The organism is Pseudomonas sp. LP_7_YM, assembly GCF_004364435.1.
Taxonomy (GTDB): domain Bacteria; phylum Pseudomonadota; class Gammaproteobacteria; order Pseudomonadales; family Pseudomonadaceae; genus Aquipseudomonas.
On record NZ_SOCT01000001.1, the window covers coordinates 861,308 to 875,901 of the forward strand.

Here is a 14,594-nt window from a genome sequence, read left to right on the forward strand (position 1 = left end):
GTACATAGCCAGTCGCTTGGGCCTACCGCTCGGAAGCGTTCGATGGCAAGCCACTCACATTTCGGGCCAGACCCCGTCGCTCATCAGGGCGTTGAAGTGGTCGCTGATTTGCGCAGGGTTATGGCAATAATCCTGGCGTACCCACCATAACCACATGGCAAGCAGCCCTCCGACCAAGCTGCGCACGGCGATCTCGCCGCGCAGCTCATCACCCCGGTAGGTCCCATACCGCTTCAGGTGTTCGCGGACCTGAATGATCAGCAGGTTTTCGAGATGGGCAAGGACGATTTCCCGCGAGGCGCCGCCCATCAACGAAGTGGTCAGCGCTGCATGGGTGCGGGTGGCCACGAATAACCATCCGCACACGTCTAGCACCACCCGCGGCCGGCCGTTGCCCGTGCCGGGCTTGACGACCGGATCGCCCATAACGCCGTAGCCTGCGACCAGCAGGTCCTCCTTGTCCCGAAAGTGGGCATAGAACGTCGACCGCGCGACACCTGAGCGGTCCAGCAGGTCTTGCACGGTAATTTCCCGATAGTCCTTTTCCAGTGCCAGCTGGTACATCGTGGTCAACATCAGATCCCGCGTGCGTTGGGCACGCCGGGTATGTCGGTCGGCGCTGGGGTCAAAGGATTCAGGCCATTGGTTCTGCGAGGGGCTGTATTGATTCATGGGGGGAATCTCTACGTCAGAGGCGCGGTTAATTTTTAGAGTTATTGGACATATTCTCGAAGAATGTCTTTTTCGCACGGGTTCCAGACTGGCACAGGCGTCTAGGTCGAGCAAGAAAAGGGGCTAGACCCTGTTCAACAAATTGCCAGCGCCAGTCGCCGAACAGATCCGCATATCTGTCCGTTGTGCACGGGGTGGTGCAGTTCTACAGTCCTCGCACACCTCGCAACGCAGAATAATAAAAATGCTCAAAACCTATGACTACATCATTGTGGGTGCGGGTTCGGCTGGCTGCGTCATGGCAAACCGGCTGTCCCACAATCCAGGTGTCTCGGTGTTGTTGATCGAGAGTGGCCCGGAACACTCCAGCCCGTTGATCTCGATGCCGCGTGGCATTGGCAAGTTGCTCGCAGCCGGTAACCCGCACGTTTGGGACTATCAGGCCTCGCGTGGTGAGGGGATGGCCGATGAGCTGTGGCTCAAGGGCAGGGCGATCGGCGGTTCCAGTTCGGTCAACGGCATGGTCTACGTACGAGGGGCTCCGGCCGATTACGATGCCTGGGAGGCGCAAGGCTGCGAGGGCTGGGGCTGGAAGGACATCGGACGGCAGTTCGTGGCGCTGGAAGACCATCAACTGGGCAGCGCACAGTGGCGCGGCACGGGCGGCCCGTTGAAGGTCAGCATTCACCCCGCCAACGACGAATTGTGCGACGCCGTCATCGCCGCCGCCGGGCAGGCCGGGATACCGCGTGTGGCCGATACCAACGATGTCGACGCGGTGGGTCATGGCGGATTTGGCTATCAGCCTCAAACCACCTGGGGCGGTCAACGCTTCAGCGCAGCCAAGGCGTTTCTTGACCCCGTGCGTGACCGCCCCAACCTGACGGTGATGACGGCCAGTACCGTGCAGCGCATCGAATTCGAAGGTGACCGCGCAGTGGCCGTTCAGGTGCGCAATACCTCAGGGCTGCACAGCATTGGCATCAGGCGCGAGGCGGTCCTATGCGCCGGTGCCATCGAGACACCAAAGCTCTTGCAGCTATCAGGCATCGGCCCAGCCGAATTGCTTTCCGGGCTTGGCATCCAGGTCGTCAGCGATTCGGCCAATGTCGGCCGCAATCTGCGCGAGCACCTGTATATCGCGATGCAGTATCGGGTGACGCGTGGAAGTTTTAACCATTGCTTCGCCGGCTTCGGGCTGGTGCGGTCGTTGCTCAACTATTTTGTCCGCAAGAAAGGTCCGATGACCCATGCGGCCCACGAGGCCGGGGGGTTCGTCAAAACCCGCACAGGCCTGGAGCGGCCCGACGCGCAAATCGGCGTCAGCCTGTATTCGATGCTCGGTGATGGCAACCGGGTGATGATCGATAAGGAACCCGGCCTGACCCTCGGCGGTTATTTTCTACAACCGCAAAGTCAGGGCGAGATACGTATCCAGTCGACGGACCCGGCGGTCCCGCCGCTGATCGATGCCAATTACCTGAGTGCCGAAATCGATCGCGTGGCCGGCGTCGCGTTGGTGCGCTGGCTACGTCGATTGGCGGCCCAGCCTGCGCTCAAGCCTTTCATCGTCGCTGAGTTGACCCCGGGTATCGAGGCGCAGACCGACGAGCAGATCCTGGGCGCTTTGCGGCACTACGGGCAGACCGCCTTTCACGTCAGCGGGACGTGTCGCATGGGCGCCGATACCGATTCGGTGGTCGATCTGCAGCTCAAGGTGCGCGGGGTCAAAGGGTTGCGGGTGGTCGACACCTCGGTCATGCCCACCCTGGTCTCCGGCAACACCAACGCCCCGGCCATGGCCATCGCCATGCGCGCGGCGGAAATCATCACCGGCCGCCTTGAAGGAGCAGCGCACCCATGAGCATTCCATTCACTCAACTCGACAAACTGTACATCGCGGGGCAGTGGGTTGCGGTCCGGGACACCGAGGCGGTGCTTAACCCTGCAACCGAGGCGGTGATCGGCCATGCGCCGCTGGGCGATCACAGCAGTGCTGACGCCGCCATCGATGCCGCACGGCAAGCGTTCGACCGGGGCCCCTGGCCGCAACTGTCGACTTTCGAGCGGGCGGGATATTTGCGCCGCCTGCACGCCGAACTGGTAACCGAGCGCGACGCCATCGCCGCGCTGATCATCGCAGAGGTCGGCTGTTCTCAAGGCGTCACGTATGGCATGCAGGTGGATATGCCGTTGCGTCATGTGTTGACCGCTATCGATCAATCGTTGAGCGATCAACCGCGACCGATTGCTACTCAGACGGCGGTGAATCCATTCAACCCCGGCGGTCCTCTGTTGCTGGGCAGCGGCAGTATCGAGCGTGAGCCCATAGGCGTCGTGGCGGGCATCACCGGCTACAACTTCCCGTTCCTGCTTAATCTGGCGAAGATCTTTCCGGCTTTGCTGGCAGGCAATACCTTGGTGCTCAAACCTTCACCCTTCACTCCGTATTCGGCGCTGTTGTTCGGGCAACTGGCCGAGCGCATCGGCTTGCCGGCCGGGGTGCTGAATATTGTCACGGGTGGGCCTCAGGTCGGTGCCATGCTCAGCACTGATCCGCGGGTGGACATGGTCTCGTTTACCGGCTCCGAGGCGGTCGGCATCAGCATCATGAGTCAGGCGTCTGCGACGCTCAAGCGCGTACATCTGGAATTGGGCGGTAAATCGGCACTGATCGTGCGTGCCGACGCAGATATCCAGACCGCCGGCATGGCCGCGGTCGGTGGCCTGACCGTGAATGCGGGGCAGGGCTGCGCACTGTTGACCCGCTTCGTCGTGCACGAGTCGATTCGCTCCGCGTTCATTCAGACCGCACAGGCTATCGCCAGCCAAATCAAGATCGGCGACCCCAGCGACCCGACGGTGATGATGGGGCCGCTGATACGGGAGTCGCAGCGCGCCAAGGTTCAAGGCTTCATTGACCGGGGACGCGACAGCGGGGCCACCCTGGTCTGCGGCGGCGGGCGTCCTGCGCACCTGTCCCAAGGCTATTTCAGCGACATCACGCTGTTTGACGATGTGCGCAACGACATGGAAATCGCTCAGGAAGAAATCTTCGGCCCGGTGGGCGTGACGATTGGGTTCGACACCGACGAAGAGGCCCTGAGCATTGCCAACGATTCGCGCTTCGGCCTCAACGGCGGGGTGTACACCGCCGATGCTGCGGTGGGACTGGACATGGCGCGGCGGATCCGCGCCGGCAGCGTGTACCTCAATGGCGGTGGCGGGCAGATGCCCTATGCCCCCATCGGCGGCTACAAACGCTCGGGCATCGGCCGCGAATTCGGACCCGACTGGCTCAAAGAGTTCACCCAGGAAAAATCCATCATCTACCCCATCGGGCGCTAAGCAGAGCGAGCCGACAGAGCCATCAATAATAAAAATAAAAGGTAAAACGATGAAAGACATAACCAGATTTGACCGCAGGGTGGTGACCCGTAGCGCTATTACGCTACTGATGCTGGGGGCCGGAGGAACGGTGCGCGCCGACTCCATCGACCTGGCTAACCCCGATTATCAGCTGCGCTGGGACAACACGGTGCGCTACACGCTGGGGGTGCGTGCCGAGAAGCAGGACAGCCGGATCATGAACAACCCGAACTATGACGAATCCGACGGCAAGTTCGACAAGGGTGACGTGGTGACCAATCGCGTGGATGTGCTCAGCGAGGTGGATTTCTCTTACCTCAACGACTGGGGCGCACGCGTCAGTGGCGCAGGCTGGTATGACCAGGCGTACCACGATCATGACGTCGAGCCGAGCAACCCGGCCTACGGCACCAGCTACAAGAACGACCACTACAGCTCCCAGGTCAGCCGGTACGTCAACGGTCCTTCGGCGGAGTTGCTTGACGCGTTCGTCTGGAAGAACTTTTCCCTGGCCGGTGCCCTGGTCAACGTCAAGGTCGGGCGGCAAACCAACTATTGGGGGGAGGGGTTGTTATTTGCAGCGCATGCCATTTCCTATTCACAGGCACCGACCGATGGGGTGAAGGCGGTGACCAGTCCCGGCATCGAGATCAAGGAAGTTTTTCTGCCGGTTGGGCAGATCTCCGCCAGGGCCCAGGTCACCGACTCGCTGACGCTGGCGGCGCAGTATTTTTATGAGTGGGACAACACCCGCTTGCCCTATGGCGGAACCTATTTCGCGCCCGCCGACCCGTTTTTCGAGGGCACGGATCGGCTACCGCTAGGGGATGGGCAGTACCTCAATCATGCGTCGTCGAAGTTCGGTCGCGACGGCGCCAACTGGGGTGTCATGGCGAAGCTGAATGTCGAATCCCTGGAATCCAACTTTGGCGCCTACTATCGCCAGTTCGACGATTACCAGCCATGGCTGGCGCCAGAGCTGCGCCTGGCGCAGGGCGACTATCTGCTGGTCTATCCGCGTAGTGTGAAACTGGCCGGTTTGAGTTTCTCCAGGGTGATCAATTCCGTCGCCGTGGGCAGTGATCTTTCATACCGCATGAACGGCGCGTTGAATGCCACGGGCGTTGACCCTACCGACGACGAAGGGCCACGTGGCGACAGCCTGCACTTCATCATCAATGGCGTTTACATGATGCCGCGCAGCTTTCTCGCAGAGAACGCGACGGTAGTGGGTGAATTCGCCTACAGCCATCTGGAGCGCATCACTGAGCACAAGGAACTCTACAACGGCGAAGGCCACCCCGGCTGTGTCGATCAACGGACCGGTGTTGCTGGCTCCGGGGGCGTCTCGGACGGCTGCTCGACGCGCGATTACTACGGCGTCGCGCTCAATTTCACGCCCAGCTATCTGTCGGTGTTTCCGTCCTGGGATCTGGACGTTCCGATCACCCTCAATTACGGCTTGCATGGCAACGCCGCAGTGGCCGGTGGTGGTAACGAGGGGGCGTTGTTGTGGTCCGCCGGACTCAAGGCGACCTACGCACAACGGTATGAATTCGGCCTGCGTTACGCAGATACCACCGCGCAATCGAAAACCCTGGCTAGCAATACCGTAGGGGGCAATGGTGGCGTGGGCGGCACGGATCGCGGCTGGCTGGCGTTCACCTTCAAGACCTCTTTTTAGACCCCCCGACACTTCACCTGACCAACAATAACCCTTCAGGAGAAACGCCTATGCGCCACTCACTTTCAACATTCGTCATCGGTCTCGCATTCGTAGGCTATACATTGCCGGGCAGCGCCGCCGTGACTGCTCAGGAGGCTTCCGCGCTGGGCAAGGATCTGACGCTCTTCGGCGCCATACAGGCGGGCAATGCCGATGGCTCGATCCCGGCCTATGACGGTGGCCTGCACAAATCACCTGCAGGCTTCACTGCGGACAGCGGGTTCTGGGTCGACCCCTTCAAAGAGGAAAAACCGCTGCTGCGCATCGACGGCAAGAATGTCGACAAATACGCCGACAAACTCAGCGAAGGGCAAAAGACGCTGCTTAAGAAATACCCGGACTACTACCTGGACATCTACCCAAGCCATCGCACAACGGCGTACCCCAAAGAAGTTCTCGACGCCACGGTACGCAATGCCAGCGGATGTACGACGCGCAACAATGGGCTGGCTGTCGATCCAGTCTGCAGGGGAGGGCTGCCATTCCCGATTCCGAAAAACGGCAACGAAGTGATGTGGAACCAGCAGTTGCGCTACAAGATCGGCCCCGGTTATTCAACGACTTCGTCGTCCAACAGCTGGGTCATCGATGCCAACGGGTCGGTCACCAAGACGGCCGAGCAACGCACCTTCGAAGAGCAGCCTTTCTATCAGGTCAAGCAGGCCGACCGGGATCCGGAGATGTATGCCCGGGTGTACGCCCTGGATAAATACCCCGCGCGCAGTGCCGGCCAGCTGATTGTGCTGGACGATTACCTCGATCCGATCGCCAAGCCTCGCCGTGCCTGGAGCTATACACCTGGCCAGCGGCGCATCAAACTGGCGCCCGAGTTCGGCTACGACACGCCGGTCTCCAACCAGGGCGGGGTCAACCTGTTCGATGAATTGCAGATGTTCTCCGGCGCCCAGGACCGCTTCGACTACAAGCTGGTAGGCCGCAAGGAAATGTACCTTCCCTACAACGCCTACAAGTTTTACTTCGACTGCAAGCAGGAAGACCAATTTCTGGCGCATCACGCCAACCCGGCCTGCGAGCGCTGGGAGCTGCACCGGGTCTGGGTAGTGGAAGCCACCCTCAAGCCGGGCATGCGCCACGTGTACAGCAAGCGCACTTACTACCTGGACGAAGACACTTTCGGCATTGGCCTGTATGACGCCTGGGATGCCAGTGGCGCGCTGTACCGCTCCCTGTTTCTCAGCGGCGTGCAGCTGTACGACAAGGACCTGCCGTACAACGTGAAAAACGTCAGCTATGACTTCAACAAGGGCATGTGGGCGTTGGTTAACGACGGGCTCAAAGGCGGCTACAAGTTCTTCAGCACACCGCGCTCGGAGCTGCAAATGAACGCCGAGGCGATCGTTTCCCAGGAAACCCAGCGCTAACTCTCTTCAGGGAAGCGGAACAGCTCTGGTAGGAACAGCTCTGGTAGCAAAGCGCAGAGTCTATTGTCGTGACGGCGGAGCTTAGGCTGTATGCGCCGCCGTCTTTCACCGACGGGCTCTGCACATCCTGATCATCGCTCTGGCGCAGGAGGAAGGTATTGCGGTGGTGCTCTCAACCATGACTTCGAATCAACTCCCGCCCATGAGGTTATCGTCGAGCGCTTATGTAAACAGCAAACCCTGGGCCGACATAATGAAGCTCGCGGCAATGCCCATAGCGCCGAAGGACTTACTGACGCTGATGGCCACGACCCAGGACATGTACGTCCTGGGCGGATATCGCGGATTGCCGGCCAGCGGTCAGGTTCGGCTCTGACTCAGGGGATGTGAGAGGCTTGTCGGGGACTATAACGAATGAAAGAAGCCACGCACTTGGAGCGTCCGCCTAACAGGCGTGCCGGGTTTGATTGCTTAATGAGGAGTGACCCGAGTGGACGGAGCTCTGGCACCTGGGTTAGGTTTCGTATCCGTTTATATTTTGGGCTCCACAACCATGACTGATCGTCAGATCATCGTTCCAGACGGCATGCAATTGCTTTGCGATCATGCTGGTTATGCGCCAGCTGTAAAGGTAGGAAAAACTCTCTACTGCGCTGGTCAGGTAGGCAGGACGCCGGAATTATCAGTTATCGAAGATCCTGAACAGCAGTTTTTGGCAGCGTGGGAGAATGTGCGGCTTGTCTTGGCAGCCGGTGGCTGCGAATTTGAGGATGTCGTCGAAATGACGACTTATCACGTCGATATGCAACGCCACATGCCAATCTTTAGACAAGTGAAGGATGAAGTCTTTCCTAGGAGCACTTGTGCATGGACATGCATAGGTGTCGGTGAACTGGCCCGACCGGGGCTCCTCGTGGAGATCAAATGCATCGCCGTGCAGCGATAATTTTTCAGATAGGCAAGTGAACATGTAAATCATAGATGGGGGTCCATCTATGCGGCAGTAGATCTGAAATCTCACTCGCCCTCATTCGATGATGTCTGAAAGCGCTGATTTATTAGCGGTCAACCTCCGCTGCAATGAACACCGATAGCTCTCTAAAAGCCTGCTCGCGGTTCTTCTCTAACACCAGCATGTGAGTGGCCTCGCTTAGGGTCACGAGACGCTTGAACGGCGCCTTCACCGCGCGTTTGAAATACTTCATTCCTGCCTCTGGTGGTACGTCGATGTCCCACTCGCCCAGTACCAACAAAAGAGGCACCTCAATCTCGGCGGGTTCATAAAGCGGCTTGCCTGCCGACCAGTATTCTCGAACGTCTGCAATGGGGCCATTGCTTGCTACAAAAGACTGTTCGGCGCGAAGTGTCTTGTCCGGCTCTGAAGCGACAGTGTTTTCGAGCCAAGCTTCGAAGCCGCCGTCAGGAATCAGCGTCTCACGTTTTTCTTCAGGCGCAGCGCCTATCCAGCGTGTTCTCGCGGCACTCGCGTTCACCACTCGGTGGGCATGCAACTGACCGCCAGCGTCCAGAGGTATCGGCAAATCACTCAGCCATTGAGGTGCGATCAAGCCAAGTTTGCGCACCTTGCTTGCGTTGCGGACGGTATAGGCGCCCGTAACGGTTCCGCCCCACGACATGCCGATAATGTTCACCTGCTCAACGTCGTTGGCGCGTATGGCGTATTCGACAGCGGTGCCGAAGTCTCTAATGGCGGTCTCAGTTCGTACCAGCGGGGGGTTGTCAGCAGCGGGCTGACCCATTTCTAACGGGCGGGTCGATTCGCCATAGCCGCGCACATCCACTGCGTAGACGTTGAAGCCCGCCGCAGCCAAGTAATCGAGAAAGCTGTAGCCCTCAATACGTGTGTCGTAGAGGCTAGTTGATGAATAGGTCGCCCCGTGCATCATCACGATGGTATGCGCGGCATCCGATCGCTCCATCCCTTGCGGCCGCTTGTTGCGCACATGCAGGTTTATGCCGGCAGTGTCGCTTGGGATCATCAAACTTTGGCTATGAATGTTGGTGTTGGAAGTCATGAAAAATCTCCTGGGAGCCCCTACTGGGCTATCCACTCAAATTGGTTATCGAGGCGGCGCACACGGCCTACGGACGAGCCGGCGAAATGGCTAGTGAAGAACAAGGCATCGCGGTCAGCGGCGTAATTAAGGGCCCACAGGCGCGAGCGCTGGGCATCTGCCCCGAACTCACAAAACACCGAGTTCCACTGCGGAGTTTTCACCTGGATGGGGTGATGCATGACGTCGCCGGTGAAAAGCGCCAGTGCATCCCCAGACGCTAGGCTGAAGGAGTAGTGGGCGTGGCTATGGCCCTTTGTCATATGAAAGCCAAGCCCTGGAATCAATCCCTTTGCTTCTGTTTCGATCCAGCGCACCAGACCCGCCTCTACGATGGGCTGAACGCTATCTTCGAATACGCCAACGCTTGGATCCTCGACATTGGCGGGGTCGGAATAGAAGTCGTACTCAGCACGTGAAAAGAGATAAGTCGCGTTAGGGAAGGTCGGTACCCACTTCCCGTTGCGCTGAACGGTGTTCCATCCCACGTGATCGACGTGCAGGTGAGTGATCACCACGTAGTCCACTTGCTCAGGTGTCACCCCTGCCGCTCGCAGGTTGTCCATCCAAGGGGAGTTCAGCTCGTGGAAGACTGGATTGAGCGGGCGCTGCTTGGCATTGCCGGACGCGGTGTCGATCAATATTACCTTGCCTGCGATCTGTATCAGCCAGGCGTGAACACTCAGAGCTAGTGTCTGGTGATCGTCTGAAATGTGATCCGCACCAAGCCAGTTGGCGTGTTGCTTGCCGGCTTCAGCGCTCCACTCTGGATACAGATAGTTGGAAGGTACGGCCAAGATTTGCTCAGTGATGCGGGTCACTGTGGCCTCGCCTATTTGATATTGATGAAGAGCGGACATTAAATTCTTCCAGCGTGGTGGGGAGGAGGCGCCGGTACAGCTATCGACACTTTTAAGTTTTGACCAATGACGGCGCAACGCTTCGGAACAGCTAACTCCTTAAGTTCTGGAATTGCTTTCCCACGATGTTACGTCTTCCAGTGAGATGTCTCGTTCATGGTCAAGGCGTGAGCGAATTATGGCGTCAGCCTGGGAGCTGCCCAAGATGGCCAACGCAAACGCATGGTTGCAATATTCGCAACGACGGCGGACATTTAGCGGTTTGGCGCTCGGGGGGATGGTGGTGGACAAACTTGATGCAATGCGGGTTTTCGTACGGGTAGTGGACGCTGGGACGTTCACCCGTGCTGCCGATTTGCTGAACGCGCCAAAGTCTGCCGTCACCCGGAAAATCCAGGCATTGGAAAAACTACTGGGAGTAAAGCTTCTGCATCGCACCTCTAGGCGACTGTCGCTCACCGAGGCGGGGTCGCATTACTATCAGGGCGCCTTGAAACTGCTGGATCAGGTTAACAGTCTTGAGTCCAGCGTCGCGGAGGCGACTCAGGCACCGCGTGGCAAAGTCAAAGTCGGAATGCCCGGGGCGGTGGCTTACAACCTGGTTGTGCCTGCGCTGGGCTCTTTTTTCGAGCTATATCCAGATATCCAACTGGATATACAGGTAGGTAACCGCACCGCAGATTTGATTGCTGAGAGCGTGGATTGCGTAATCAGAGTTGGCCCCCTGATGAATGACTCGCTGATTGCGAGGCCGTTGGGATTCCTGGGCATGACCACCTGCGCAGCACCAGGGTATCTCGTGAAGCACGGAATCCCTAATCATCCGATTGAGCTAGAGCATGGGCATACGTTAGTTCAGTTGGTGTCGCCTCAATCGGCCCGTGCCTTCTCCCATGATTTGAAGCGAAGGGGGGAAATACGTACATTGAGTGGTAGCCACCAGATTTCGCTTAACGATTCAACCGCCGCGCTGACGGCGGGATTAGCAGGGTTAGGCATACTGACGACTTATTCGTTCTTGGTGAAAGCCCATCTTCATTCGGGCGCACTGGTGGAGGTCTTTCCTGACTGGGAGGGCGAGCAGATCCCGGTGCACATCGCGCTTTCCGAAAACCGTCATATAGCGTCCAAAGTGCGAGCATTCATGCAGTGGACTCAGGAACTGTTTGCCCCTCACCGATAACCAGCTAAAGATTTTGGGAGGATTGCAGCCCAACAGGACACACCTACAGCGCAGTTCACCCCCTCGACTGCCAGGGGTGATTTCCTCCTCTGCCAGATCGTAGTTCTGGAAATCGCGTGGCTATTGGTAGGGCCTGAGAGAGCTTAAGTGGGGAACAAGCTCAAGCCTACCATTCATCGGCAAATACTACATGTTGGGGTCTACGCGTATCTAAATCACTACATATTGGGCTAAATTGTGATCTAGAGCCTAGATGTGGTGTTTTGCCATGAATGAAGCCCAAATCGAGAAAGCAGCGACCGACCTGCTCATGCAGATTTACCGTGACCGTCGGTATCTCTGGCCTGACCAAGATACCCACCCCATGATGATGCGTAGCCCTCGGATCGCCGCCTTGGTTTGCGGCTACGACTTTCATGTGTATCCCACCTTGGGGGACACACAGTTCAACCGGCACAACACGGGCACTCGCATAGCGGGCCTGATCGATCGTCAATCGAACAAGATCGCCGTGGCTACCGAGTTTGGTGACAAAGTCCAGCTCTTCACTGGAGCCCACGAAATAGGTCATCTCGTGCTCCACGAAGACACCGTCATGCACCGCGACCGCGCGCTTGACGGCAGCCCACTGCAGGCACCTCGGCCACTCGCGGAGCGGCAGGCGGATCGGTTTGCAGCCTGTTTCCTCATGCCTCATAAACTGGTGAGAGAAAGGTTCGAATTCATGTTCTGCTGCAGCGATCAAATGCGCTTCAGCGACGTCATTGCCTACCACCTTGATCCCCTCAACCCTGATCGGTTGCTCTACGCGCCGAAAGACTCCGGCGAGCGCGAGTTGGCGCTGGCGCGGTGCACGCAGTTCAACAACAAGCACCTGGTGTCACTGGCGCAGCAGTTCGGCGTATCGGACTCAGCCATGGCGATCCGGATCAAGGAGCTGAATTTGGTGCGCTGGCCCTAAGGCGGCCCATCGCAAATACCTAAGCTCGGATAAAGCTGTATGAGGGTTCATTTGTGAAGGTTTTTATCAGTTCCGTAATACGTGGCTTCGAGGCGTATCGAGCCTCTGCCCGCAAAGCCGTAGGGCTGCTCCAGCATCAGGCCATCATGTGCGAGGATTTCGGGGCTCGTCCTGATTCGTCGGAGATCGCATGCATGACCGAGGTCGACCAGGCTGACGTGGTGATCGTGATCTTGGGGGCTGATTTTGGCTTCAAAACTCCAAGCGGGGAGTCTGTGACCCAGCAGGAATTTCGTCGTGCGAAGGCAGGTGGGAAGAGGGTGCTTGCCTTCCTTCAGGACGTTCCGGTCGAGGGGCCGCAGGAAGCGTTCAGATGGGAGGTGTCGGACTATGTCGATGGGCTGTTCCGAGCGACGTTTCGCAACGAGCACGAGCTGTCAGACGCAATCGTTCAGGCGCTGCATCAGCTCAACGTGACGCGTGCCGCGATTTCAGAGCAGGAGTTTGTAGAGCGCCTTCAGCAGGGCCAAGGTCATGGCCAGAGGCATTGGAATAATGGGAGTCGCGATACTCGGGTGGAGATTGCCTTCGTACCTCAGCCAGAACTTTCCGGGACTCTGCGCCAGGTGCACTCCGAACACGAAACGTTCTTCCTCAAGCTGTGCCAAGCAGGGCTGAGCTCCCTAAAGGACGGGTACAAGGATTTCGATCAGGGCGATTTAACCGGCATCAATGCGGGCAATGTGGCGTGGCGTCACCATGATTCCGGGATGGCTTGGTTTTCTGTGGCGCTTACTACCGACCGATCCAGCCATGATCCGTTCGCCGGCCATTACATATCGCCTAGCCGAGTCCGAAACACAGCCGAGGCTGCATTCGGACTGATCACACATGGCCGAGGAGGGTGGTTCCAGCTTTCCCTGACAGACATCTCCTACAAGCTTTTCCAAGAGCCGCCAACCGTCGCATCGAGCAGTCTCTCGATGCCGCATCGCCAAGAGGAGCAGATTGTCGAAAGGCAGTTGCTCATCCCAGCGTCGCAGGCGGCTTATAACCGCTGGCTTGATGACGTGTTTTTCAGGATGGGGCGTAAGCTCGCTGGCTGACCGCTGAGTGCACTCCTGAGCACCTGTGCTAGCTGCAGCTTAACCCTATGGTGCGAACTGAAGGGGATCCCTGGCGGGTAGTCCGAAAACGCTGCCATATTCGAATTCAATATGACTAGGCTGAAGCGTGGACAAACAGGCAAATCTCGCTTGGACTTGAGCTTCCCAGCCGCGGTCACAGAAGCGCGTCTCGGGCCAAAAATTATGCACACCTTCAGCGACCAGCGTCTTTGCAAGTTCTCGTTCAGTCGAGCCAATTAGACACCAGGCTGCAAACAGCCTTTCATCCCAATTCGCAGAGCATAAGAGGTCTATCGGTGCAAAATATCCAAGGGCGAGCTGATCGATTTCACGATCAAAACAAAACATCCCATTAATCATGATCCCATGATTCCGATTAAGCAGTGGGGGTCACAACGGGGTTTTATGAAAACGTGAGCGGAGTTTAGTGACATTAGACATAACGTAATACATAATTTAACATAATATACATTATACGTAACAACGCATATTTGCACCGACGCCATGGGGGTGACTTTGAGAGCATCTGAACCACGGTTATCCAATCTAATCCCGACACCTTTCACCGTTATCGGGCTTCAAATCAATCACGTGTTCACCCATGCTGCGGACTGCGTCGACGCTGCATGCATGAAAACATATCTCCGCGTCAGGTCAACCAAATCCACCACCACATACACTCAGGCGACAATCCATCCGCATTTGCCCAAGTGCCAGTCACTGCCCGAGCTGTTCACACTCTCAAGGACGAATGATGAAACACGTTATCGCATTGCTGTTGCCCATAATCAGCTTCAGTTCGTCGGCTGCGGATCCTGTAACGCTGCCAATGGCCATCCAGATCCAAAAGCTCGCTGACGCGTCTCTGTGTGAAGCATACAAAGGCGATGCGTCGCCGTTCGGCAAAGCGATGAGCAAACACTGTCGTGATCGGCATCGAGCCGAGTTCGAAGCGCTGCAGGATGAGAAGCCGTTGAGGGCCTGTATCAAGCCAGGGAACGTCATCGACGATGATGTCAGGAAGTGCATGAAAGGAATCTGACCTCACCTTTTTCAGGATTCCCGGTAAGGCAGGATGGCATCCAGATCTGGATACATTGGTTGGGGCATATGGCTAAAACATAGGGTTTACAGGCCTGGAGGCCTGAGACGCAGATTTGTAATATCCGATAACTGTCAGACCCGGATATTGCATCAAGTCGTCTGCCGTAGGATCATCCTCGCCATTCCCGGCCATCA

The 14,594-nt window shown here is 57.7% G+C and carries 11 protein-coding genes; 8 read left to right on the top strand and 3 right to left on the bottom strand.

Annotation, left to right across the window (positions count from 1 at the left end):
- Positions 1-54: 54 nt before the first annotated feature.
- A complete protein-coding gene (locus EC915_RS03870; RefSeq protein ID WP_133749179.1) occupies positions 55-672 on the bottom strand; it encodes a TetR/AcrR family transcriptional regulator in 618 nt (205 codons plus the stop codon).
- Between the two features lie 244 nt (positions 673-916).
- Between EC915_RS03870 and EC915_RS03875 the strand changes: the two genes are divergently transcribed.
- The 5 genes from EC915_RS03875 (at position 917) to EC915_RS03895 (ending at position 8,095) form a co-directional block, all read left to right on the top strand.
- Positions 917-2,536: a GMC family oxidoreductase gene (locus EC915_RS03875; protein WP_133749180.1), complete on the top strand. Its 1,620-nt coding sequence runs from the start codon at positions 917-919 to the stop codon at positions 2,534-2,536.
- Complete coding sequence (locus EC915_RS03880; protein WP_133749181.1) at positions 2,533-4,020, top strand: aldehyde dehydrogenase family protein; 1,488 nt, start codon at positions 2,533-2,535, stop codon at positions 4,018-4,020. Before EC915_RS03875 ends, EC915_RS03880 begins: the two co-directional genes overlap by 4 nt.
- A 49-nt stretch (positions 4,021-4,069) precedes the next feature.
- Complete coding sequence (locus EC915_RS03885; protein WP_133749182.1) at positions 4,070-5,725, top strand: DUF1302 domain-containing protein; 1,656 nt, start codon at positions 4,070-4,072, stop codon at positions 5,723-5,725.
- 50 nt (positions 5,726-5,775) lie between these two features.
- A complete protein-coding gene (locus EC915_RS03890) occupies positions 5,776-7,149 on the top strand; it encodes a DUF1329 domain-containing protein (protein WP_133749183.1) in 1,374 nt (457 codons plus the stop codon).
- Between the two features lie 553 nt (positions 7,150-7,702).
- Positions 7,703-8,095, top strand: a complete 393-nt coding sequence (locus tag EC915_RS03895; RefSeq protein ID WP_133749184.1) for a RidA family protein — start codon at positions 7,703-7,705, stop codon at positions 8,093-8,095.
- Positions 8,096-8,207: 112 nt separating this feature from the next.
- On the opposite strand, the gene EC915_RS03900 is transcribed toward EC915_RS03895, so the two are convergent.
- Together EC915_RS03900 and EC915_RS03905 are read right to left on the bottom strand one after the other, a co-directional pair.
- Positions 8,208-9,185, bottom strand: coding sequence for an alpha/beta hydrolase (locus EC915_RS03900; protein ID WP_133749185.1), 978 nt, complete (start codon positions 9,183-9,185; stop codon positions 8,208-8,210).
- A gap of 20 nt (positions 9,186-9,205) precedes the next feature.
- Positions 9,206-10,084 (bottom strand): MBL fold metallo-hydrolase, encoded by an 879-nt coding sequence (locus EC915_RS03905; RefSeq protein WP_133749186.1) that lies wholly within the window; start codon positions 10,082-10,084, stop codon positions 9,206-9,208.
- Between the two features lie 205 nt (positions 10,085-10,289).
- Between EC915_RS03905 and EC915_RS03910 the strand changes: the two genes are divergently transcribed.
- The 3 genes from EC915_RS03910 to EC915_RS03920 all read left to right on the top strand — a co-directional run bounded on the left by EC915_RS03910 (position 10,290) and on the right by EC915_RS03920 (position 13,334).
- A complete protein-coding gene (locus EC915_RS03910) occupies positions 10,290-11,267 on the top strand; it encodes a LysR family transcriptional regulator (RefSeq protein ID WP_256658647.1) in 978 nt (325 codons plus the stop codon).
- Between the two features lie 268 nt (positions 11,268-11,535).
- On the top strand, positions 11,536-12,228 hold the full coding sequence (locus tag EC915_RS03915) for an ImmA/IrrE family metallo-endopeptidase (RefSeq protein WP_133749187.1): 693 nt from the start codon (positions 11,536-11,538) through the stop codon (positions 12,226-12,228).
- A 29-nt stretch (positions 12,229-12,257) separates the two neighbouring features.
- Positions 12,258-13,334 (top strand): DUF4062 domain-containing protein, encoded by a 1,077-nt coding sequence (locus tag EC915_RS03920; RefSeq protein WP_133749188.1) that lies wholly within the window; start codon positions 12,258-12,260, stop codon positions 13,332-13,334.
- The last annotated feature ends 1,260 nt before the right edge of the window (positions 13,335-14,594 follow it).

Bases quoted from the DNA above. Each gene is read 5' to 3' on its own strand.
- EC915_RS03910 (WP_256658647.1), top strand. From the start codon at position 10,290: ATGGCCAACGCAAACGCATGGTTGCAATATTCGCAACGACGGCGGACA.
- EC915_RS03915 (WP_133749187.1), top strand. From the start codon at position 11,536: ATGAATGAAGCCCAAATCGAGAAAGCAGCGACCGACCTGCTCATGCAG.
- EC915_RS03900 (WP_133749185.1), bottom strand. From the start codon at position 9,185: ATGACTTCCAACACCAACATTCATAGCCAAAGTTTGATGATCCCAAGC.
- EC915_RS03875 (WP_133749180.1), top strand. From the start codon at position 917: ATGCTCAAAACCTATGACTACATCATTGTGGGTGCGGGTTCGGCTGGC.
- EC915_RS03905 (WP_133749186.1), bottom strand. From the start codon at position 10,084: ATGTCCGCTCTTCATCAATATCAAATAGGCGAGGCCACAGTGACCCGC.
- EC915_RS03890 (WP_133749183.1), top strand. From the start codon at position 5,776: ATGCGCCACTCACTTTCAACATTCGTCATCGGTCTCGCATTCGTAGGC.
- EC915_RS03895 (WP_133749184.1), top strand. From the start codon at position 7,703: ATGACTGATCGTCAGATCATCGTTCCAGACGGCATGCAATTGCTTTGC.
- EC915_RS03880 (WP_133749181.1), top strand. From the start codon at position 2,533: ATGAGCATTCCATTCACTCAACTCGACAAACTGTACATCGCGGGGCAG.
- EC915_RS03885 (WP_133749182.1), top strand. From the start codon at position 4,070: ATGAAAGACATAACCAGATTTGACCGCAGGGTGGTGACCCGTAGCGCT.
- EC915_RS03870 (WP_133749179.1), bottom strand. From the start codon at position 672: ATGAATCAATACAGCCCCTCGCAGAACCAATGGCCTGAATCCTTTGAC.